At 51.2% G+C, this 22180-nt stretch carries 20 protein-coding genes; 8 read left to right on the plus strand and 12 right to left on the minus strand.

Annotation, left to right across the window (positions count from 1 at the left end; all coding sequences use genetic code 11):
- Nucleotides 1–12 precede the first annotated feature (12 nt).
- The 4 genes from AC1RVX_RS09510 to AC1RVX_RS09525 form a co-directional block, all read right to left on the minus strand.
- A complete protein-coding gene (locus AC1RVX_RS09510) occupies nucleotides 13–1425 on the minus strand; it encodes a multicopper oxidase family protein (protein ID WP_493216344.1) in 1413 nt (470 codons plus the stop codon).
- 23 nt (nucleotides 1426–1448) lie between these two features.
- Nucleotides 1449–2882 carry a TolC family protein gene (locus AC1RVX_RS09515; RefSeq protein WP_493216345.1) on the minus strand — a complete coding sequence of 478 codons (1434 nt, stop codon included), beginning with the start codon at nucleotides 2880–2882 and terminating at the stop codon, nucleotides 1449–1451.
- 106 nt (nucleotides 2883–2988) lie between these two features.
- A complete protein-coding gene (locus tag AC1RVX_RS09520) occupies nucleotides 2989–3378 on the minus strand; it encodes a hypothetical protein (RefSeq protein WP_493216346.1) in 390 nt (129 codons plus the stop codon).
- A gap of 66 nt (nucleotides 3379–3444) precedes the next feature.
- Nucleotides 3445–4050: a LysE/ArgO family amino acid transporter gene (locus AC1RVX_RS09525; RefSeq protein ID WP_493216347.1), complete on the minus strand. Its 606-nt coding sequence runs from the start codon at nucleotides 4048–4050 to the stop codon at nucleotides 3445–3447.
- A 257-nt stretch (nucleotides 4051–4307) separates the two neighbouring features.
- Here AC1RVX_RS09525 and AC1RVX_RS09530 point away from each other — a divergent pair, with 257 nt between their 5' ends.
- Nucleotides 4308–5219, plus strand: a complete 912-nt coding sequence (locus AC1RVX_RS09530) for a LysR family transcriptional regulator ArgP (protein ID WP_493216348.1) — start codon at nucleotides 4308–4310, stop codon at nucleotides 5217–5219.
- On the opposite strand, the gene AC1RVX_RS09535 is transcribed toward AC1RVX_RS09530, so the two are convergent.
- Both AC1RVX_RS09535 and AC1RVX_RS09540 read right to left on the minus strand, forming a co-directional pair.
- Nucleotides 5208–6485, minus strand: a complete 1278-nt coding sequence (locus AC1RVX_RS09535; RefSeq protein WP_493216349.1) for a GGDEF domain-containing protein — start codon at nucleotides 6483–6485, stop codon at nucleotides 5208–5210. The two genes, AC1RVX_RS09530 and AC1RVX_RS09535, sit on opposite strands and share 12 nt — an antisense overlap.
- A gap of 12 nt (nucleotides 6486–6497) precedes the next feature.
- Nucleotides 6498–7610: an ABC transporter substrate-binding protein gene (locus AC1RVX_RS09540; RefSeq protein WP_493216350.1), complete on the minus strand. Its 1113-nt coding sequence runs from the start codon at nucleotides 7608–7610 to the stop codon at nucleotides 6498–6500.
- Nucleotides 7611–8081: 471 nt separating this feature from the next.
- Here AC1RVX_RS09540 and groES point away from each other — a divergent pair, with 471 nt between their 5' ends.
- Nucleotides 8082–8372 carry a co-chaperone GroES gene (gene groES / locus AC1RVX_RS09545; RefSeq protein ID WP_110257032.1) on the plus strand — a complete coding sequence of 97 codons (291 nt, stop codon included), beginning with the start codon at nucleotides 8082–8084 and terminating at the stop codon, nucleotides 8370–8372.
- A 41-nt stretch (nucleotides 8373–8413) separates the two neighbouring features.
- Nucleotides 8414–10066, plus strand: a complete 1653-nt coding sequence (gene groL, locus AC1RVX_RS09550) for a chaperonin GroEL (protein ID WP_493216351.1) — start codon at nucleotides 8414–8416, stop codon at nucleotides 10064–10066.
- A gap of 112 nt (nucleotides 10067–10178) precedes the next feature.
- Here the strand turns inward: groL and AC1RVX_RS09555 are convergent, their stop codons facing one another.
- Together AC1RVX_RS09555 and AC1RVX_RS09560 are read right to left on the minus strand one after the other, a co-directional pair.
- On the minus strand, nucleotides 10179–10574 hold the full coding sequence (locus tag AC1RVX_RS09555; RefSeq protein ID WP_493216352.1) for a VOC family protein: 396 nt from the start codon (nucleotides 10572–10574) through the stop codon (nucleotides 10179–10181).
- 25 nt (nucleotides 10575–10599) lie between these two features.
- Entirely contained in the window at nucleotides 10600–11022 is a 423-nt protein-coding gene (locus tag AC1RVX_RS09560) for a tautomerase family protein (RefSeq protein WP_493216353.1), read from the minus strand.
- Between the two features lie 174 nt (nucleotides 11023–11196).
- Here AC1RVX_RS09560 and AC1RVX_RS09565 point away from each other — a divergent pair, with 174 nt between their 5' ends.
- Nucleotides 11197–11775, plus strand: a complete 579-nt coding sequence (locus tag AC1RVX_RS09565) for a TetR/AcrR family transcriptional regulator (RefSeq protein ID WP_493216354.1) — start codon at nucleotides 11197–11199, stop codon at nucleotides 11773–11775.
- Between the two features lie 451 nt (nucleotides 11776–12226).
- Nucleotides 12227–14209: an OPT family oligopeptide transporter gene (locus tag AC1RVX_RS09570; RefSeq protein WP_493216355.1), complete on the plus strand. Its 1983-nt coding sequence runs from the start codon at nucleotides 12227–12229 to the stop codon at nucleotides 14207–14209.
- A gap of 114 nt (nucleotides 14210–14323) precedes the next feature.
- Here AC1RVX_RS09570 and AC1RVX_RS09575 read toward each other — a convergent pair whose 3' ends face one another.
- Entirely contained in the window at nucleotides 14324–14947 is a 624-nt protein-coding gene (locus tag AC1RVX_RS09575) for a tRNA-uridine aminocarboxypropyltransferase (RefSeq protein ID WP_493216356.1), read from the minus strand.
- A 109-nt stretch (nucleotides 14948–15056) separates the two neighbouring features.
- On the opposite strand from AC1RVX_RS09575, the gene AC1RVX_RS09580 reads away from it, so the two are divergent.
- Nucleotides 15057–16358: a hypothetical protein gene (locus AC1RVX_RS09580; protein ID WP_493216357.1), complete on the plus strand. Its 1302-nt coding sequence runs from the start codon at nucleotides 15057–15059 to the stop codon at nucleotides 16356–16358.
- A 14-nt stretch (nucleotides 16359–16372) separates the two neighbouring features.
- Here the strand turns inward: AC1RVX_RS09580 and AC1RVX_RS09585 are convergent, their stop codons facing one another.
- A complete protein-coding gene (locus AC1RVX_RS09585) occupies nucleotides 16373–17428 on the minus strand; it encodes a rhomboid family intramembrane serine protease (protein WP_493216358.1) in 1056 nt (351 codons plus the stop codon).
- A gap of 98 nt (nucleotides 17429–17526) precedes the next feature.
- Nucleotides 17527–19488, minus strand: a complete 1962-nt coding sequence (locus tag AC1RVX_RS09590; protein ID WP_493216359.1) for a TonB family protein — start codon at nucleotides 19486–19488, stop codon at nucleotides 17527–17529.
- Nucleotides 19489–19759: 271 nt separating this feature from the next.
- Between AC1RVX_RS09590 and AC1RVX_RS09595 the strand changes: the two genes are divergently transcribed.
- Together AC1RVX_RS09595 and AC1RVX_RS09600 are read left to right on the plus strand one after the other, a co-directional pair.
- Nucleotides 19760–20317, plus strand: a complete 558-nt coding sequence (locus AC1RVX_RS09595; protein ID WP_493216360.1) for an SRPBCC family protein — start codon at nucleotides 19760–19762, stop codon at nucleotides 20315–20317.
- A 116-nt stretch (nucleotides 20318–20433) separates the two neighbouring features.
- Nucleotides 20434–21372, plus strand: coding sequence for a 4-hydroxyproline epimerase (locus AC1RVX_RS09600; RefSeq protein WP_493216361.1), 939 nt, complete (start codon nucleotides 20434–20436; stop codon nucleotides 21370–21372).
- A gap of 20 nt (nucleotides 21373–21392) precedes the next feature.
- Here AC1RVX_RS09600 and AC1RVX_RS09605 read toward each other — a convergent pair whose 3' ends face one another.
- Nucleotides 21393–22160, minus strand: coding sequence for a PAS domain-containing protein (locus tag AC1RVX_RS09605; protein ID WP_493216362.1), 768 nt, complete (start codon nucleotides 22158–22160; stop codon nucleotides 21393–21395).
- Between the last annotated feature and the right edge of the window lie 20 nt (nucleotides 22161–22180).

The following is a 22180-nucleotide window of genomic DNA, read 5'->3' on the forward strand; positions in this document are numbered from 1 at the left end:
TCTTAATGTCCGCTAATGCCCACTATGGCCCTGCGGCTTCCTGACCTGCACTTCAACTTCCGGCATCACGTGCCCACCATGCGACATGCCAGTATGTGCATCAGCAGGCTGACGTGGCGCTTCGGTAACTGGCCCGGCATATTCATAAGCTTGCGTACCTTTTGGCTGCTTATACCAACCCGGATCTTTATAATCACCTGGTTTCTGATCCTTACGTACCTTGACCACGCTGAACATGCCGCCCATTTCCAGCCCGCCAAATGGCCCTTCACCGGTCATCATGGGAATCGTGTTATCCGGCAATGGCATTTCCATCGCGCCCATGTCAGCCATGCCCTTGTCACCCATGGTCATATAAGATGGGATGAGTTTATTGATCTTGTCGGCCACGTCCTTTTGCTCGACACCTATCATGGTCGGTACAGTATGCCCCATGGCGTTCATGGTGTGATGGCTCTTGTGACAATGGAAGGCCCAGTCACCTTCTTCATCGGCAATAAATTCAAGCTGGCGCATCTGGCCTACGGCAATATCCGTCGTCACTTCGGGCCAGCGCGCTGTCCTTGGCACGGGGCCACCATCGGTGCCTGTCACCGTGAATTCATGACCGTGAATATGGATGGGATGATTTGTCATCGTCAGGTTACCCACACGTATCCTGACCCTGTCATTTTTGCGTACATTCAGGGTATCTATGCCAGGGAAGATACGGCTATTCCAGGACCATAAATTGAAGTCCGTCATGGTCATGATATTTGGTCTGGATGCGCCAGGCTCTACGTCATAGGCATTCAACAGAAAAATAAAATCCCGGTCCACTTCATCGATTTGCGGATGTTTATTTTTGGGATGCGTAATCCATGACCCCATCATGCCCATGGCCATCTGCGTCATTTCGTCAGCATGTGGGTGATACATGAAAGTTCCAGGGCGACGTGCCACAAATTCATACACAAAAGTCTTGCCTGGCTGTATTGATGGCTGGGTCAGGCCCGACACACCATCCATGCCATTTGGCAGACGTTGGCCATGCCAGTGCATGCTGGTATGTTCTGGCAAACGGTTGGTGACGAAAATGCGTACACTATCCCCTTCGACCACTTCTATCGTCGGGCCGGGGCTTTGGCCGTTATAACCCCACAGATGGGCTTTCATGCCGGGTGCCATTTCACGTACCACGGGTTCGGCCACCAGATGGAATTCCTTGACACCATTATTCATGCGCCATGGCAGGGTCCAGCCGTTCAGGGTCACCACTGGATTATATGGGCGGCCATTTTTTGGTTGCAGCGGCGGCATGGTATCCGGGCTGGTTTGTGTAACAGCTTCCGGCAAGGCTGCCAGTGCCACCTTGCTGACGGCTGTCGCCGCCAATGCACCACCGGCGATACCGGCGAATTTGAAAAAATCTCTTCTTGAGTTCATTTTATTTCCTTCGCGTCTGGGTATCAATGCCCAGCATCTGCCGGGGCAGATGATGATATGGGGTTGAGTGTTCCTGTTGATGGACGGCCAAGCAGTTCTGCCTGCAAGGCGGCATCTGCCAGCCAGAATTGTTGTTCTGCATTGATGGCAGCCAGCACACTATTGATTTGCTCACGGGTATCGGCCAGCAATTCAAAAACACTGATGAACATGCCGTTGTAGCGCAGTTGATTTTCTGCGGAAATGCGTTTGCGCAATGGCAAAATTTCATCGCGATATTGTCTGGCGACGTCGTACATGCTGCGATAGGCTGAATAACTGACGCGCAAATGTGAGCCAGCATTATTGACCGTGTCTTGCAAGCGATAACTGGCGGTCAGGGTATTGGCATTCATGGCTGTTCTTTGTGCATCTCCCCAGTCAAATATTGGCAGGCTGAGACTGACTTCGACACCGCGTTTGATCTCACTGTGCCCGCTTGCATCAAAGATGGTATTGCGCCTGACACCCAATTCTATGTCAGTAAAACTGCTGACAAGGTTCAAGCCTTGACGAGCTGCGCTGGCATCCAGTTCCTGCTTTGCCAGTTGTATGTCGAGGCGATTTTTTGTAGCTTGCGGGCCTATGGTTTCTGCTGCCAATGGTGTGGCTGGCAGATCAGGCAAACGCGCTGGCAATTTGAGCATTTTTTCCTGCGCGTCATTCAAACCCAGCAGGCGCACCAGTTCTTCACGGGTAGCCAGGCTGTTATGGCGAGCAAAGCTGAACTGGGCCACCGCATCTGCCTGAAACGCCTGTTGACGCGCTGCCTGCAGGGTACTGAAATTGCCCACCTTACGCATGCGCTCAGCCAGTTCGGCACTGGCATCGGCGGCATCGACTACCTGTTTGGCGTAATCCAGACTCTGCTGTGCCGCTACAGCCTTGACCCAGGCGCCCCTCACTTCGCTGACGCGATCTATCACGTCCAGGCTTAACTGCGTCTGTGCCTGTGCCAGGCCATGCTGCGCCATAGTCTGCCTTTGTGGCAGGCTGAGCAGATCTAGCAGGCCGAAACTAAGCAGGCGGCCAATTTCCAGTTCACCGCCTTGGCGACTACGTTCGAAATTGAAGACAGGGTTGGCAATACGTGCACTCTGTACTGCATTCGCTCCATTGGCCTGGTGTTGTGCCAGCAGCGCTTGCAGAGCCGGGCTGTTCAGCAACGCAATTTGCACGGCAGCGTCTTGTGACAGTGGTTCACGCAAGAAGGCTGCAGCCTTGTCCTGCCTGTCTTTTTGCTGCTCCGGCTTACTGGCCAGCGCCAACTGCCCCTGGGTATAAGCGGGATAGCGCTGGTTGATTTGTTGTGTACTTTGGTCGATATCAAAACTGGCGCAGCCGCCCAACAGCAGGGTGGCCGCGATCAAAACAGGAATGAGATAGCGATAACGATAGGGACAATAAGTATGAGACATGAAGTCCTCGCAAGAAACGTGTTTCACCCGTAATGACGGGTACTATGGGATGGCGTAAATAGCATAAACTGACGCAGGCATGCAGATGCATGCCTGTCAGCACAGTTCAGATCAGGCGCAACCTGGGAGGACGTTCCAGCATGGCTGGAGATACCGAAGCTGGCAGGGATACAGGCAGCGATTGTGCATCACTTTGGAAGGGGATAAAAACTATATTCTGCGCTGCTGGCATCAGGGCGATGCCCATGCAGCACGGTGCAGATGATTTGCAATTACCATGGGCTGAGGTGGTTTTGCCTACGCCATCATGGACAGATTTGGCATCTGCCTGTTTGAGCATTTCAGGCTGGCAATGTGCATTGTCTGCCTCGCTTGCAATCGTCTGGCTGACAGGCATATCCATGGCGCAAGCCATCCTGCTGGCAACAGCAAACCCTTGCAGGGGCAGCAAGACCAGCAACATACAAGCAATCAAATAACGCCAAGTGGATTTCATGCGCAGAAGTTATCACAAATCTGCGAGTTCAACAAATGGCCTGCAAAAACCTGATGCAAAACACTGTCAGGTCAGGGCCAGATTCGCCGCCAACAAAAGCATGACAACACCAATAAAGGTATCCAGCACGCGCCAGGCTACAGGACGGGCAAACAACGGTGCCAGCAAGCGTGCACCAAAACCCAGGGCGGCAAACCAGATCGTGGCGTTCAGGACAGCACCCAAGGCAAACCAGTATTTGCCATCACCGGGTTGCTGCCCGCCTATGGCCCCCAGCAGTACCACCGTATCAAGATAGGTATGAGGATTGAGCAAAGTCGCCCCCAGCACAGCCAGAACCGCCTTGCCTGCAGTCAAACTTAAGTCGCCGGTTGCTGCCACCAGGCTTTGCTGACTGAATGCGGCACGCAGAGAACGCAAGCCATACCAGGCCAGAAACGCCGCACCACCCCAACGCGCCAGCGCCAACAAAAATGGCTGACTATTGACCACGCTCCCTACGCCCGCCACGCCCGCCATGATCAGCAATATTTCACAGGCGATGCAAATCATCACCGTCAGCCCCACATACTGGCGACGCAGCCCCATGCGCAAGACATGTGCATTTTGTGAACCAATTGCCATGATCAGCCCGGCACTCATGCCCATGCCCTTGAGTATAAAAGTCAACATTTTCTCGCTCCTGTTCGCCTCATGTTTGTTCCATGCTGGAATTCTGAGCAAGAAAGGCATTAAAATGAAGTAAATTTAAAATATTTACGAATTCATTAAAATTTCTTAATTTCAATGAAAAACTTGATTTGAAACTTCCTGAATAAAATTATCGTATTGACATCGAATACGATGATTTTTTGCAAAAAATCATTCCTTTCTCTGTGTCTCTGTGTTGAGAGATCTTCACCCAAATCACAACAACGCCATAAAAAACAATGCAAACCCGACTAGACAGCCGCCAATGCGAAGCCTTCCTCGCCGTTATCGACCACGGCAGCCTGGAACAGGCAGCACAAGCTCTGAACCTGACCAGCTCTGCCATTTCACAACGCATCAAGGCACTGGAAATGGAATTGGGGAATACCCTGCTGGTACGTAGTCGCCCCTGCCGTGCCACCCATGCAGGGCAAAAGCTGGTGCAACACTTGCGCCGGGTGGCCGAGCTTGAGCAAGATTTGCAAACTGAATTTGCTGGTCAGCAAAGTGCCGCCATCAGCATCGCCATTGCCGTCAATGCCGATAGTCTGGACAGCTGGTTTTTGCCCACCATGTCAGAATTTCTGATAGCAGAAAACATCCTGCTCGAAGTGCTGATCGATGATCAGGACCATACTCATGACTTGCTGGAAAGCGGCATGGTGCTCGGTTGCATCTCTGCCGAAGCACAGGCGATGCGCGGTTGCCAGGCGACATCGCTAGGTATCATGCGGTATTTGCCAGTTGCCAGCCAGGCGTATTGTGAACGCTGGTTTCCACAAGGAATGACACGTGAAGCCATGCGCCATGCACCGGTGCTGACATTCAATCGTAAAGACAAATTGCAGTCACAAATATTGCTGGAACATTTTGGCTTGCAAGAAAATGCCTGTCCCACCCATTTCTTGCCAGCCACCACACCATACAACCGTGCCATAGTGTTGGGGCTGGCATGGGGTGTCATCCCGGAGATACTGCTGCGTACATTGCAGGGGCAAGAAAGTCTGGTCCGGCTGATGCCGGAATATCCTGTCGATGTTAATCTGTATTGGCATAGCTGGAAGGTGCAGACACCAAGATTGACGCGCATGTCTGAGCTATTGATCGGTAAAGCGCGGACAGTACTGCTACAACCAACTTCACGCAGTTGAATTAGTCTCTGGAATAATGTGTTGAATGTCCGTAGGCTGTACCTGATTGCGGCCATGTTCTTTGGAAAAGTACATCCATTGATCAGCCCGATGAACCAGGGTTTCAACGGTATCCCCCACACGTAATTCGGCTACACCAAAGCTGGCCGTGATGTGCAGGCTGTAACCATCGGGCAAGGTGATCACCTGCATCTCTGTCTGCTCACGAATTCTCCTGGCAACTTCGACAGCTGCCTTGAATCCAGTTTCCGGCAATATGATCACAAACTCTTCGCCACCGTAACGCACTACCCAATCCACCTCGGCACGCACTTCATTCTTAAGCCTTTGCGCGAATGACACCAATACACCGTCACCTACTGCATGGCCGTACTGGTCATTCACCTTCTTGAAAAAATCGATGTCGCAAAACACCACACATAAATCCCGGCCATAACGCACAGCCCTTTGTATTTCAGCTGGCATACGTTCATTAAAAAGCTGGCGGTTATAGCATCCTGTCAAGCCATCGGTAACCGACAACTGTTTCAGCGTCTGCATGGCTGTTTCCAGTTGTCTGGTACGCTCTGATACCAGTGCATCCTGATTGGCGATATGCTTTTCTATACTGGCCTGCATGGTGCGAAAACCATCGACAACCAGGTCAATTTCGTTGTACGTATGGCCGGGTTCAAGCTCCAATTCCAGCTTGGTGGAAATTTTATTGGCTTGCAGGTTTTTGACGAAATCAGCCAGTTTCCGCATAGGAAGTTCCAGATCACGGCGTAAAATCGCTGCCACTGTCAGAAAAATAAAAATCGACAACACCAGCACACCGAAGACCACTATAGTCAGGCTGCGCCATAGCTCATTTCTCAACACGCTTCTGTCAACGACGAAGTCGGCAGTGCCAACTGGCTTTTCAGCGTCATTAGGTGCCGGAATATCAAAAATAATATGCTCGCCATTTGCCGCACGACTGGCATCACCGCCAACAAATTCCTGGCCTGTATTGGCACGTATCACCACGTACGCGATCGTGGTATTTTTCAGTATCAGCTTGATCTGTTTTTGTATGGTGGGCGTTTCAATATCCCAGATTGCCACTGACAACAAAGGTAAATGAGCATGCACCACACCATTCACCGTCATGTTGAAATTGCTTTCCATCGCCCGGTAATTCAGCCATGCCTGCAAACTGCTGATCGCCACCACACACAAGATCACCCACTTGAAGACACGATGTATCAACAAGCTGGCGATGGATTGTGAAGGTCTGATGTTCATTTAAATGTGCGCTTATTTTTCAAGCAATTGGCGAAAACTGAAGTTATATTTTTTCACCGCAGGGTTTAAAACCTTGCTGAATTTTTTGAAATCGACACGAGAGAAATTCATATCTCCAAACAAGGTCTGAAAGCGACGACCTTCTTCAGGAGTAAACAAAATAAACATGGAACGTTCAAGTTCCAGTCCTTCATCGATAAAATCCTTGCCGTGGCGATAGTCGTACAGCATCACCAGACTAAAGGCACCGGCAATAAAATGCCCACCCGACAAAGCTGTCAACGATCCCGATTCCAGGGCAGTCAAAGCTTCAGATGAAGTATTGATGGCGCTGAAACTGGCATCCTGCCCAGGTTTACCGCCACGCGCACGCCAGCTTTCCATCGCGCCAAATGCCATCAAATCATTGCCGGACCAGATCAGCCGCGTCTGCGGATAGCGCTGATACAGCCAGGTACTCTGTTCCTGCGCCTTGACCCGGTTCCAGTCGCCATATACGACCTGATCCAGGACCACATCTTTGGCTTCAGCGACGGCACGGCGCATACCCTCGGTGCGTTTGTAGGATGTCGTGGTAGACCGGTCACCGGCAATTGCCAGCAAATGCAGTTTACCGTCGGTTGCCATCCATTTTTCTGTACGTCCACGCTCTATCAGCTTGTGCGCTGTGACATAACCCGCCTCCTCCGCCCTGGGTTCCAGACTGCCCAGCCAGTGTTTGTAAATCTGACGTGGGTGGCCAATCACTTCCTTTTCATTCTGGTTGGTAATGCCGCTATAGGCAAAGAAAGTCTTGATATTGGCGGCATCCAGGATACGCAATACTTCTGGCCCCGTACCATAATCATTAGTCAACACCACATAATCGGGACGTGTTGCAGCCGGGCGAGCCGCAATCTGCCTGGCAAATTCCAGAGGCTTTAAGTGATCACGCTCTGCATACAAGACTTCAAGCTTTATATCCAGGCTCCTGGCTGCTGCTGCCATACTGTTGGCGGCAGTCACCCAATAGACTTCATCTGATTTTCCGGGATTCAGAAAAGTGACCGACATGGCCAGTGCCGCAGCAGGCAAGCCTGTAAAAATCACGCAGCAGAACGCTGCACAAACCCGAACCCACCACATGGCTGCCTCCGCACCCGGTCTGCCTGACTGGCTAGCCAAACGGCAGGTTTGCCGTATCGGCATATTCACATCAGCACCGGTTTTCAATATTCAAGCGATTTGCCTGCTGTGTATACAAAATGTACAGACAGTGTGGATACAAGCATTTCGCTTAATTTATAAGCAGTATTTTCGATGATTTACTGCAACAAAAGGGAATGCTTCACAAAAAATCACATTTCCTATATGGCAATTTCCGGTATGTTTTACCAACAAAAATGAGAAAATTATTCAATGAACAACAATATCTCATGGTTTTGACATCATAAATGCATGATTTTTAAGGAAATTTTAATTTAGTCTATTTTCCTGTCTTGAAAAGCATGGAGCTCGCCCATATACTTAGCACTCGTTGGGAGAGAGTGCTAACAAGTCTTTCCCCAGCTTAATTGAATTCCAATAGTAATTACTCGCAAATTTAAAGGAGCTTGTATGAACCTTCGTCCCCTGCACGATCGCCTGATCGTGAAACGCCTGGATCAAGAAACAAAAACCGCATCCGGTATCGTTCTGCCTGACGCTGCTGCTGAAAAGCCAGATCAAGGTGAAGTACTGGCTGTTGGTCCTGGCAAATTGCTGGACAACGGTACTGTGCGCGCCCTGGACGTTAAAGTCGGCGACCGCGTTTTGTTCGGTAAATATTCTGGTCAGGCTGTCAAGGTTGACGGCAACGAAGTCCTGGTGATGCGTGAAGAAGATATCTTCGCGGTCGTACAGAAGTAATCGACATCCACGATATCAATTAAAGAATTCGGAGAATTAATATGGCAGCTAAACAAGTAATTTTTGGCGATGACGCACGTGCGAAGATCGTCAATGGCGTCAACATCCTGGCGAATGCAGTTAAAGTCACCCTGGGCCCTAAAGGCCGTAACGTGGTTCTGGAACGCTCTTTCGGCGCACCTACAGTAACTAAAGACGGTGTCTCAGTTGCTAAAGAAATCGAACTGAAAGACAAGCTGGAAAACATGGGTGCACAACTGGTGAAAGAAGTGGCTTCCCGCACTTCTGACAACGCTGGTGACGGCACAACTACAGCGACCGTTCTGGCACAAGCCATCGTTCGCGAAGGTTTCAAATATGTTGCAGCTGGCTTCAACCCAACTGACCTGAAACGCGGTATCGACAAAGCGGTTACAGCCATCGTTGCTGAAATCAAAACTCTGTCCAAGCCAACAACAACCAACAAAGAAATCGCTCAAGTTGGTTCCATCTCTGCTAACTCCGATGCCAACATCGGCGACATCATTGCAAAAGCAATGGACAAAGTCGGCAAAGAAGGCGTGATCACTGTTGAAGACGGCAAATCCCTGGACAACGAACTCGACATCGTTGAAGGTATGCAGTTTGACCGTGGCTACCTGTCACCCTACTTCATCAACAATCCAGAAAAACAATCCGTTATCCTGGAAAACCCGTTCATCCTGTTGTTCGACAAAAAAATCTCGAACATCCGTGACCTGCTGCCAGTATTGGAACAAGTTGCAAAATCCGGTCGCCCACTGCTGATCATCGCTGAAGATGTAGACGGCGAAGCGCTGGCGACTCTGGTTGTCAACAACATCCGTGGCATCCTGAAAACTGCAGCTGTTAAGGCTCCAGGCTTCGGTGACCGTCGCAAAGCCATGCTGGAAGACATCGCTATCCTGACCGGTGGTCAAGTGATTGCTGAAGAAGTTGGCCTGACACTGGAAAAAGCAACTCTGGCTGATCTGGGCCAAGCTAAACGCATCGAAATCGGTAAAGAAAACACTACTGTTATCGATGGCGCTGGCCAGGCTGTTGGTATCGAAGCACGCGTTAAACAAATCCGCGCGCAAATCGAAGAAGCTACTTCTGACTACGACCGTGAAAAACTGCAAGAACGCGTTGCCAAACTGGCAGGCGGCGTTGCTGTGATCAAGGTTGGTGCTGCAACTGAAGTTGAAATGAAAGAGAAAAAAGCACGCGTTGAAGATGCTCTGCACGCAACTCGCGCTGCCGTTGAAGAAGGCGTTGTTCCCGGCGGTGGCGTTGCCCTGCTGCGCGCACGTCAAGCTGCTGGCGAAATCAAAGGCGACAATCCAGATCAAGAAGCAGGTATCAAACTGGTTCTGAAAGCAATCGAAGCACCTTTGCGTGAAATCGTTGCTAACGCCGGTGGCGAACCTAGCGTTGTTGTTAACGCCATCATCAATGGCAAAGGCAACTATGGTTTCAACGCTGCCAATGACACTTATGGTGACATGATCGAAATGGGTATTCTGGACCCAGCTAAAGTAACACGCTCTGCATTGCAAAATGCAGCATCTGTTGCTGGTCTGATCCTGACTACCGATGCACTGGTTGCTGAATTGTCTGAAGAAAAAGCAGGCGGCGGCATGGGTGGTGATATGGGTGGCATGGGCGGTATGGGTGGTATGGGCGGCATGATGTAATAGCTGCGCTCCGCTACTCACACAGAGTCGCATTGCTCAAAGCCCCGCAACGAAAGTTGCGGGGCTTTTTGTTGACCATCACAATTCCATATCCACTTTGGCTGCACCCAATTCAGGTAGCGCAGCTGAACATCCACTGAACGCCGAACTGGTCGGTCAACTTGCCAAAGTAGTCTCCCCATACTTGAACGGCCAGCGGGGTGGTGATATTGGCCCCCTGCCCCATGCATGCAAACAGTTGATTTGTTTGCTCACGGCTATCCATCATCAGGATGTGCGCCGAGCCTCGCATAGGCTCGGCATCATCGTTGTCTGATGCGTAAAAAAGCACACCCGGTCCCTCGAATTTGGCATGCATGATCTTGCCACGCATGGCCTCATTCTTCAGTGGCATACCACCCTCACCATAGCGCAGAATTTCAACCACAGTCCCCAGGCCACATTGTGTATAGAAGGCCAGAGCCTGCTCGCACTGCGTCGTGAAAAACAGGTAATTTGACAGTTGCATTACAAATACTCCTGAACTACTTGTGTCAATGGAAGCCTTGTTGCACGGCCTCGCCCATTTCGGCGTTGGAATAGGCCTTGCCAGCAATACCCCAAGTACCATCAACTGCGTACGTCACATTGACATACGTCCTTTCACGCGGATGTTGTCCGGTCTTGAGCCGGTCAATAATGTCAGTGACCGCACTGACAAAAGCCTGCTTGACTTCGGCGTTCGGGAAAGTGACGGAGGGAACCTTCACTTCAACTACAGCCAGTGACTGGGGCTGGCCACCAACATAGCTCTGCGCCTCAGGGCTAACGACCAGATGGCCAACAACATTCGGCGTCATGAACTTGTTGCCGGTCAAGCCGTGCACGCGCAGCAACGCGTCCGCGACAAGAGGAAGCACTTCACGCTCTCCGTTGGGGGTAAGGAGACCTGTAGTGACCTGGACTGAAATAGGCATAATAGTAATTCCTTAATCAAAATGGATGGTCGAGTCATAGGCCAGGGCATATTACCTGGCTCTTGACTCCTGCATCACGATCGTTATATAACGGTCGTGATGTTGCGATCATTACATAACGATCGTTATGTTGTAAAGGCTTAATTATTAATTTATATCTGGAGGTTTTTTTACATGGCACATCGGATGGGGCAAAAAGAGGAAAGTAAGGCAAAGATACTGAAAAGTGCAGGCAGGGGCTTTCGCAGCCGGGGATTTGGTGGCTCCGGTGTCGATGGCCTGGCAAAGGATGCAGCAGTGACTTCAGGTGCTTTCTACGCCCATTTCAAGTCGAAAGCGGATGCTTTCCGTGAAGCCGTAGTTGCCGGTCTGGAAGACCTGAAAAATGGTGTAACCCAGGCTCGCGAGCAATTGGGAAGCGGCTGGCGGGAAGCGTTTATCGACTTTTACCTGGGAGAGCGCCGCACTTGTGACCTGGCTGACAGCTGCGCATTACAAAGTCTATCGACCGAAGTAGCACGGGCAGCAGAAGATACGCGAGAAGCATATGAAGCCGAATTGCAAGCCATTATCGAGACTGTTGCGGCTGGCCTGAATGGGCAAGCCAATGCCCGGCGTGACGAAGCAACTGTTCTGCTTGCGCTTTTGGTTGGTGGTGTCACGCTTGCCCGGGCAGTACGGGACCCCGGCATCAGCAACGACATCGCTGCGGCAGTTCGAAAAGCAGCATTGAATCTGAACACCCACTCATAGTCTGGAATTTGCGCGTCAAAGACTTCGTCCTGATCATGTTGACCAGGACGATTCAAGCCGTACACGATGTTGAGCTGGTGCTAATTCAATCACGGACCTGGTACATTCCGGTGCTTGAGAGATTCGGCAAGACTGGCTGAAACCAGCCAGGAACTACATGAACACACAATCGACACCGGACTTGATCCTTTCGTGATGCTTTGCACCCGAACCTGCCTGAAATCACATGCCATTTTCACTATAAATCATAGTGAACAACACCAGAAAACCACTTTTTCCATCGCCCGCTTGACAGAAAACATCTGTGGCTTGGATACTGCCGCACTTGAAAGAAAATTTTCATATTGACCGGCTTGTGTTTCATATTTGCAATGATCTTGCCAATAAACAGCACTTGCCATCCGCTTGAAATTCAAGCGTATCAATCCCGACAACCCGTTTTGGAGACAATATGGCGCTGCAGCAACTAAGCGACGAGCAGATCCGGACCTGGACTCGCGCCCAAAAGGACGAGTGGTGGTTCACTAATATTTACCGCGGCGATATGGCACAGCTGACCTTACGTTCGGCATTCACCGGTTTTCTGCTAGGCGGCATCTTGTCGGCCACCGCTTTATACATCGGTGCCAAAACTGGTATCACCATTGGTGTCGGCCTGACATCCGTCATTCTGGCATTTGCGATTTTCAAGATACTTGCCAATCTGGGTATTGCCAAAGATTTCACCATACTTGAAAACAACTGCACGCAATCGATCGCCACTGCAGCCGGTTACATGACCATGCCGCTCAATACCGTGCTGTCCGCCTATATGCTGATCAGCGGCACTGTAGTCACCTGGTGGCACCTGGTGGTGTGGATGAGTGTCTGCTCCATATTGGGTGTGCTGGTTGCCTTTCCCATGAAACGCCGCTTCATCAACGAAGACCAACTACCCTTTCCTGAAGGCCGCGCCTGCGGCGTGGTGCTGGATGCGGTGTACACCGGCGAAGCTGCCAGCGGCATGTACAAGGCGCGCCTGATGGCATTTACTGCCATGTGGACCGCGATTTACCAGATGATCACCAGCGACGGCTGGATGAAACTGATACAGTTCAAAATCCTGCGCATGGATAAATGGACCAGCATGACAGAAGCCTGGCATTTCCAGGAACGCATCGACCATTACTATTACGCTGCTGCCGTCAAATATGATTTGCTGATTCCCAAAATCCTTGGTGCCGACTTCCGTACGCTGGGCCTGCGCTTTACCCTTGATGCCGCCATGCTTGGCGTCGGCGGCCTGATGGGCATACGCGTTGCCAGCAGTGTCTTGCTGGGTACCATCATTAACTTCGTCTTTCTGGCACCGTGGATGATACAGCGCGGCGACATCATCGAACGGATAGCCCCAAGCGGCAAGATCGTACCCATCTCGCGCACTGAAATCGTCAACCAGTGGGGCTTGTGGTGGGCGGTATCCATGATGGTAGTGGCGTCCTTCATCAGCCTGGCTGCCAAGCCTGAACTGTTTACCGGCATCTTCAAAAAGGCCGACAAGAATAAAGTCGCCGACAAGGGCAGTAACATCCTTGATCATATCGAAGTGCCGCTGATTATTTCCTACATCGGCATCCCCATTTTCAGTGTGCTGGCCGCCTGGACCACGCATGCCTTCTTTGGCGTGCCGTGGATCATGTCCATCATCACTCTGCCGCTGGTATTCATCCTGACCATCATCTGCGCCAATGCGATGGCACTGACATCCTGGACACCCACCAGCACCCTGTCAAAGATCACCCAGTTCAGCATGGGTGCAATTGACAGTACCAATCCAGCCAACAACCTCATCCCTGCTGGCATGACAGCAGAGGTGGCATCGAATGCATCCAACCTGCTATCTGACATCAAACCTGGCTATATGCTGGGTGCAAAACCAAGGCAACAGGCCATAGGCCATATCATTGGCATCTTCTCTGGCGGGCTGGCTTGTGTGCCGCTGTACTTCCTGCTGTTCTTGCCGCCTGATGCTAACGGTGTACGCTCCACCGCCACCATCGTGTCCGACAAATTTGCCTTTCCCGGCGCGATGCAATGGAAAGGCGTGGCAGAACTGATCGCCAAAGGCTTCAGCAGCCTGCCCGCATCTGCCGTCACCGCCATCATCGTGGCAGCAGTCGCAGCCACCATCATTGAAGTTGCCCGCATTTTCACCAAGGGCCGCTTCCCGCTATCCGCCGTCTCTATCGGTCTGGGCGTCATCCTGCCGCCAGAATCCTGCCTGGCCATGTGGATAGGCGCAGCCATCTTCTGGTGGATGGGCCGCCGCCATACACAAGCAGGCACTAAGGGACATGATTTCTGGGTAGAAGGTTGTGAACCTATCTGCGCCGGCTTGATCTCTGGTGCGGCTTTGATAGGTATAGGTAATGCGATTATTAATGTGTTGATTTGATGGTGTAAATTGATCTGGCTAGCCCCGCTTTGGCGGGGCTTTTTTGTAGCAGCTGAATTTATTGATGCCAACATTTCGCCACCTAAGCAATCATACAAAAACTACTGCAAAGAATTACACTGACCTAAACCCCATCTGCTGCGCCACAAACCCATCAAACACCTGCAACAGCGGCAAATATTTCCCCTCATTCTGCTCAAGCAACATCAGCGCGTAGCAGGCTGCTTCCAGCGTCGATAACTGATCCGGTGCGTGCGCTTTGCGTATGCGGTAATGTGAGGCTGGCATGTTTTGCAGACTCAGGCGTGGCAGCTGCTGCAATAGCGGATTGTGGTACAGCATCTTGCGGCTTTTGCGCCAGGTGGCATCAAGTATCACCAGTCGCAAATTGGCCAGTGCCTCCTGCTTTTGCAATACAAACTCTGGTGCTTCATATTGCAAATCATTGGCTTCATTTTGCGTGGTGGGTGGGTACAGCAGGATGGCTTGTTTATTACCAGCATGCAGCAGGAATTGCAGATGCTGTTCTTCAAACTGTTCGCCTTCCACCAGACTGGTTGTCTGCAAACAAAGATGCAGCAGGCGCGCACTGCCCTTGGCATTATTCACTTCCAGCGGGTGCTGCAAAATCAGCACTTCTGGCATATTGGCAATACTTGTTACCCATTGGCAAATACAGGCATTGATGGGTCTGCGGCATTGCGGACAGAGGCTACGTTTGGTGGAAGAATTCAGCATGTCAACATTGTGAAGGATTGTTATTTTATCGGCAAGCTCAAGCTGGTTTAAGCCCAGCCGTGATGGCTTCGTCTATCATGGTTGGATACCTTGATGCTTTCTACCTTTTATGAAAATCCCACACTTACTGGCCACTGGCCTCTTGCTTGTGACCAGCGCCTGCGGCGGTGGTGGCGGTTCTACAGCAGCTACTACGACAAGTACAACCAGTACCACCGGCACAACAAGCGGTTCAAGCACCGGTACCACCACTGGCACAACAACCGGGACGACAACGGGAACAACCACGGGTACGACAACAGGTACTACTACAGGCACGACTACAGGCAGCACCACTGGAACAACGACTGGCACTACGGTCGTCACACTGGAGAAAAAAGCTGCTGCCCTTGCTATCAAACTAGGCAAGCCTTCGCGTTTCCTGGTGGGGCTGGGTTCGACAGAACTGGCCGATATCCAGAAACAGGCGATTACCCCCGACATTTATGATCAATATCTGGTGGGTGTGGGTGATGGTTCCTGGCCGACCTGGAACAGCCCTTCTGGTGCCTATGTGCAGATCGTCGCCAAAAACGCCGATACCATGGGTGCCGTGCCCATGTTCACGCTGTACCAGATGGCCAGCAATGGTGACGGTAACCTGAGTGGTCTGAGCAATACCACCTTCATGAAAAATTATTGGAACAATGTCCGTCTGCTGTTCCAGCAACTAAAAACTTATGGCAAACCCGCACTGGTCAATTTTGAGCCTGATTTTTGGGGTTATACACAAAGGGCATCCAATAATGCCGACCCATCTACCGTGTTCGCTCTGGTAAATATCGATACCGATTGCAGCACTCTGCAAAACAACGTGACGGGTATCGCCCAGTGTCTGCTGCAAATCGCCAGAAAATATGCACCGAATGCCTATGTCGGTTTCCCGCCTGCCTTGTTTGGTGACCTGCATACCACGGCTCTGTCATATATGCAGAAACTGGGGGCGGACAAAGCTGATTTCATTGTCATGCAAACCCTGGACAGGGATGCAGGCTGTTTTGAAAACACACCGCAAGTTTCATACTGCACGCGCCAGGATTTACCCTGGTACTGGGATGAAACAAATACCACGTCGCCCAACTTCAATGAACATTTTGCGCTAGCCAAAACCTATTACCAGGGCTTGCAATTGCCTGTCCTGTGGTGGCAGACGCCGCTGGGTGTGCCATCCAACCAGTTTGGATCCGCCTTGAAATGGCGTGACAACCGTGTACGTTATTTCCTGACGCATACCAGCGACATGGTGGCAGTGGGTGGCATAGGTGCAGTTTTCAGCGCTGGTGAAGTCAACCAGACCAATATCAATACCGATGGTGGCCAGTTCAAAACTTACTCATCGAGCTATCTGGCAAAACCAACTGCCCTGCCTTGATCAACATGCAGGAATCAGAGCACTGGCTTTGCTCTGTCCTGCATCATGTTGCGTATGGACTGAATCGTCGCTGAAAATACTGCTACAACGTCAGGGCTACCATTATTTGACAATAAGCTGGCAGCGGGCACCAGCCCAAAAATCAAGAGGGGGGCGTCGGTAGTCACCAGCACCGGTGTTCGCTGATCACCATCATCGATGGTTGCCCATCCCAAGCCTGTTTCTTGCGCCAGTGCGTCAGCAAAAACAATTTCCAGAGATGCTTGTTCATGTTGCGGACGGGCAGCAATTGGTTTTTGACTCAATATCGCGTCGATGATATTCAACTTGCCGGTGACGGTATCAAATTTATGTCTGGCGTCAGGCAGATAATGTTCTTTCACCCACGACCTTTGTGCTTCAATTTTTAAAATGTCTGCAGACGACAGGTAGACCAAGTTTTGTTTTTTGGATAAATTGATGGGATCAGCTACTTTCTCAATGTTCGTAACATCACCAAATCTGGTTTCAAGATAAGCCCAGACTACCCCAACCAGGAGACCGGCCAGATGTGCCCAATTTGCGATAGGGCCTAATAATCCGGTCCAGCACAGAACCAGCCAGGCCAGCATCATGTGCACGGTTTCTTTACGCATGCCGGTATTAAAATTCTTATCGAATCGCCCGCGTATCCACAAATAGCCAAACAACCCGTATACAACGCCGGACATTCCACCAAAAAATGGGCTTTGCGAAACAAAATACTGCGCAAGATTTGACACCACTGCGATAACAGCAAGCAAACCTATATAAAACCTTGCACCCTTTTCCTTATCGATCCGGCGCCCCAAGTCCCATACCCACAGCATGTTGAAAATAATGTGCATCAAGTTGAAATGGATAAATATGGGCGTAATCAGGCGCCAAATCTGTCCTGACAATACATCAGACAAACCAGAGTGATCTGGGTCGGTAATGAATAGTACTCGTAAAATTTCTTCCGACTCGCCCATCCTGGACATCAAGGCGACGACAACACTAATGCCAATAAGCGCTATTGAGGTGATGGAATACGACTTTAACTTTTGCATTATGTGTTTTCAAAAAAGCTGCTGATCTTGAATGGAATGATTGTCAGCCAAATACAGGCTCGAATACAGGCTTGAATGCAGGTTTGAATACAGTGCTACTAGCGCAGCTCTTCAACAATCCTCAATTTTTCATCAAAATTCCAGATACGGCGAATCTCTATGACGTCGTATCGCGCCGCGATATTGGGTGGGAAAGCGGCGTATTTGGCATTCAGGCGAATAATCCTGCGGGCGGCCTCATCGATATCGGCACGTCCGCTGGAACGGTTGATGGTGATGTCTTCAATACTGCCATCGCTGCGTATGGAAACCGTTACGACCGGGTCACCACGGGCGCGGTCTTTGGACAATTGAGAATAATTCAGATTGCCGTTGCGTTCAATTTTCTGTTTCCAGCTATCGACATACATCTGCACTGGCACATCTTTGTCCATGCTGCCAAAGACACTACGCCGACGCGGTTTTTCTTCTGCACTGCTGCTGGTTGCCGGTGGTGAGCCACGCAATAGGTCCAAGCCGCGAGCCTGTTCACGGGCGCGGTTGGCCAGGTCACTGCCAAGCAGGCTCTTGGGTAAGACAAAGGCGCCGGCCTTCTCACCATTCGATGTACTGCCACCAGGGTTGCTGCCGTTTGCGTTGGCATTAGGCCCTGTGCTTTGCCCCTGATTCTGGTTGGCAGAGGCGGCATTGGCAGCCGCATTCGCGGCGGCGGCGTTGGCTGCATTAGCAGCAGCCGTTGCGGCAGCGGCTGCATTGGCGGCAGCCACCTTGGCAGCGGCGGCCTGTGCCAGTTCACGCTCACGCTGTTCTGCGGCCACCTGTTCGGCGCGCTGACGAGCCTGTTCTTCCGTTTTTTGGCGGGCAGCCAGTTCTTCTGATCTTTGTTTTGTCAGTTGTTCTTCTGCCTTGGTTTTGGCTAGCTGTTCGTCTGCCTGTTTTTGGCGGGCCACGGCGGCTTGCTGGCGCTGTTCTTCCTGTTTGCGCGCTTCCATTGCCAGTTGCTGTTCACGCTGTTGCTGTTGCTCTTTCTGTGTCTGCAATTGCTGTGCTGCCTGAGTTGCCTGGGCCAGTTGTATTTGCTGACGCTGTTCTTCCTGTTGCTTTTGTTCGAGCTGGCGTTTTTGTTCTGCCAGTTTTACTTCTTCAGCACGGGCAGCCTCTTGCTGTGCGCGACGGTTTTGTTCTTCTGCTTCCAGCTGTTTTTGCAAAGCCAGTGCAGCAGCGGCCTTACGCGTTGCTTCATCTGCCTGTTTGCGGTTGTCTTCGTCCAGTTGTTTGGCCATTTGCTGGTTCTGCATGGTTGCATCTGCTGCATTTTGCTGGGCCAGTTCTTCAACTTGCTTGCGCATTTTTTCTTCGCGCTGTTTGCGTTTCTTTTCTTGCTCGGCGGCGCGGGCAATTTTTTCCTGTTCTTGCGCCTGGTCTATGCCTTCTTGCGCCATGTCATCAAACTGTTTTTTAGGCTCAGTTTCAGCTTCGGCTTTTTTGGGAATTTCATCCGGATTGGGCACGGCCACGACAAAGCTGTCGTCATGAAAGGCATCCTGGGTAATCAAGCGTGGTACATCCGGTGCCTGCACCTTGCGTATTTTTGGTACAGGTGGTGCTGCATCTGCAGTGTTTTTCTTGCTGGCACGTGGCTTGTTGGCAGCCTTGGCCGGAACAGCTACCGGCACTGGCGGGGCTTTTTGCGGTGCCACCAACTGTATGCCAGCTACTACCTGTTTGCTTTCGCTGCGGTCAGTAGCGATCACTGGTGGTACTGGTGCGGGTATTACTTGTGGAACGGGTGGAACCGGTAAAACAGATGCCGACGAAACAACCTTGTTGGCCTGGGGTGCATCGGCAGGTATTGGAGATGGTGCCGGTGCTGACTGTTCCACCGGATTAGCAATTTGTATGCTGATGGCAGGGGTCTCTGCCCTGCGCTTGTTCCATGGCGCTTCCAGCTCGGGCAAGCCCAGGCCGGGCAAACCAAATTGCAATGAGAGAACAAATGCATGTATCAATAGCGAGATGATCAAACCGCCGGTCAGGCGTTTTTTGATCTCCTCAGGCATCGTGTGCTCAGTTTTTGTTGGAAACAGATTCATGCAACAAGTATAAAAATTCCTTAAGTCTGTCGGATTATCGCACGGCAAATTTGCAACGCCTACTTTACCATCTGTCTGCTACGCCGAGGATGATATATTCGCTATAAAACTGAGGCGTCAACATGCAGCTAAAATGCGCTCTTCTGACGCAAAAATGGCTGAAGATGCTATCGTTTCGTCAACGCCCTCATGCTTGGCCTAAAAACCCCTTAGTTAAAAAATTCAGAAGGAAACAGTCATGAATTTCAAATCGATATCATTTGTTTTTTGTACATTGTTTTTTTCCACAGCTTTTACGCAGGCTGAAGTGGTGAATATCAACCCAAACGGTTTTCAGATACGGCACGAAGTGCAATTAAGCGTACCAGTTGAACAAGCCTATGACCTGATGGTAAACCAGGTAAGCCTGTGGTGGAACTCATCTCACACTTATTCACAGAATGCGAAAAACCTGAGTATTGACGCCCGGCCTGGTGGCTGTTTTTGCGAAAAACTGCCAAATGGCGGTGGAGTACAGCATTTGAGTGTGGTCTATGTCGCCCCAGGCAAGACCCTGCGTATGACAGGTGCGTTGGGCCCCATGCAGGGATCTGGTCTGGCGGGCAGCATGACCTGGGATTTTAGCGCCGTCAAACCTGCCGAAACTGGTAAGGCACTCAGCAAGCTGGTACTGACCTATAGCGTTGGAGGTTATATGCCGGGCGGCCTGGAAAAAATGGCACCGGCGGTTGATGGCATGCTGGCAGAGCAAGTTGGCCGCTATAAAAACCTGGTGAATACTGGCAAGCCTGATTAAGTCCCCACCTTTGCATTATGCCGATTTCGTCGCGGCCAGTTTGATTTCATGTCAAGACAGTAGCAATGTGCATGCACTATCCTGATAGCCAGTTTCCCCTCTTACGGCAAAACGACATGAAGAAAATAACAGTCATTGATTCTCACACCGGCGGAGAACCTACCCGCATCATCGTAGATGGCGGCCCGGATCTGGGGCAAGGCAGCATGGCTGAACGCCTGCAAGTTTTTCGTGAGCAGTTTGATCATTATCGTCGTGCAACCGTGTGTGAACCACGTGGTTCGGACGTTATCGTAGGTGCACTGGCCTGCAAGCCGCAAGATGCGTCCTGTGCTGCCGCGCTGATCTTCTTCAATAATGTCGGTTATCTCGGTATGTGCGGTCACGGCATGATAGGTTTCATCGTCACACTGGCGCATCAGGGCAAGATAGGCGCAGGCAAGCACCGCATAGAAACCCCGGTGGGCATTGTGGAAGCAGAACTGCATGCCGACCACACCGTGACGGTGCACAATGTACCTGCCTACCGTTATCGGCAGGGGGTGCAGGTGGATGTCGTTGGCCACGGTCTGGTCACAGGTGATATTGCCTGGGGCGGTAACTGGTTTTTCCTCGTCAATCTGCATGGGCAAGACCTGCAGCTGGACAATGTCGATGCGCTGACCGACTTTAGCTGGCGTGTCAGGAAAGCGCTGGAAGCCAATAACATCAGCGGCGATGGTGGTGCGCTGATAGACCACATAGAATTGTTCAGTGCACCCGCATCTGCAGACAATCACAGCCGCAACTTTGTGCTTTGCCCTGGCAAGGCATACGACCGCTCACCTTGCGGTACCGGCACCAGTGCCAAACTCGCCTGTCTGGCGGCAGACGGCAAACTGGCAGAAGGTCAGGTCTGGCGTCAGGAAAGCATCATCGGCAGCGTGTTTGAAGCGTCTTACCGTATTGCGGCTGACGGCAAGCTATTACCCAGCCTGCGCGGCAGTGCCTTTGTGAATGCCGAAGCCAGCCTGTTGCTGGATGAGCGCGATCCATTTGCATGGGGCATACGCTAGGGCGTGTTACCCTCTGCGCATCACCCCCTGTGCACCACATCCCGGTAATCACTGGGGGTCATCCCGACTGTCGCCTTGAAAATACGCGAAAACGCGCTGTGATCCTGATAGCCGCAGGCGACGGCCACATCGGTAATACTCAACGTTGATTCAGCCAGCATGCTGGAAGCCGCATCCAGGCGTATCTTGACCATCATCTGGCGTGGTGTCAGCGAAAATATCTTATGGAAATTACGCTCCAGCTGGGCTATCGACAAACCGGTCAGCTTCACCAGATCAGCCATGGCAACCGTCTGCGTATAATTTTGATGTAAATGTTTGACTGCTGCGGCAATCTTGGCGTACACAGGATGGCGCTGATCCGGCATGGCCAGGTCGCGTGAAATGCCTGTCATGCCAACGATCTGGTGATGCACATCGCGCAACGGGATTTTTTGGGTCAGGCACCAGCCAGGTGAGCGATTGGGATACAGATGCAGTTCCAGTTGATCATGGATTTCTTTTTTACCACCCAATACCAGCGCATCTTGCGCAGCGTAGCTCGCGGCCAGTGAAGCGGGAAACAGCTGCTCTGCCTTTTTTCCTATCAGTGCATTCTTGTCACGCATGCCGCAACGCCGTACCAGAGTATGGTTCACGACCAGATAGCGACCTTCCATGTCTTTAACAAAAAACACGATGTCAGACATCGCATCGAACAAGGCTTCAGAAAAAAATACATTCGCCAACTTGCTGGCAAGTTGCTGGCGTTTTTCCTGCGCAGGAAAAACTGATACATGCAGTGTCAATTAATCACTCCACAATAAAA

Source organism: Undibacterium sp. GW821-FHT11B02 (assembly GCF_058808955.1).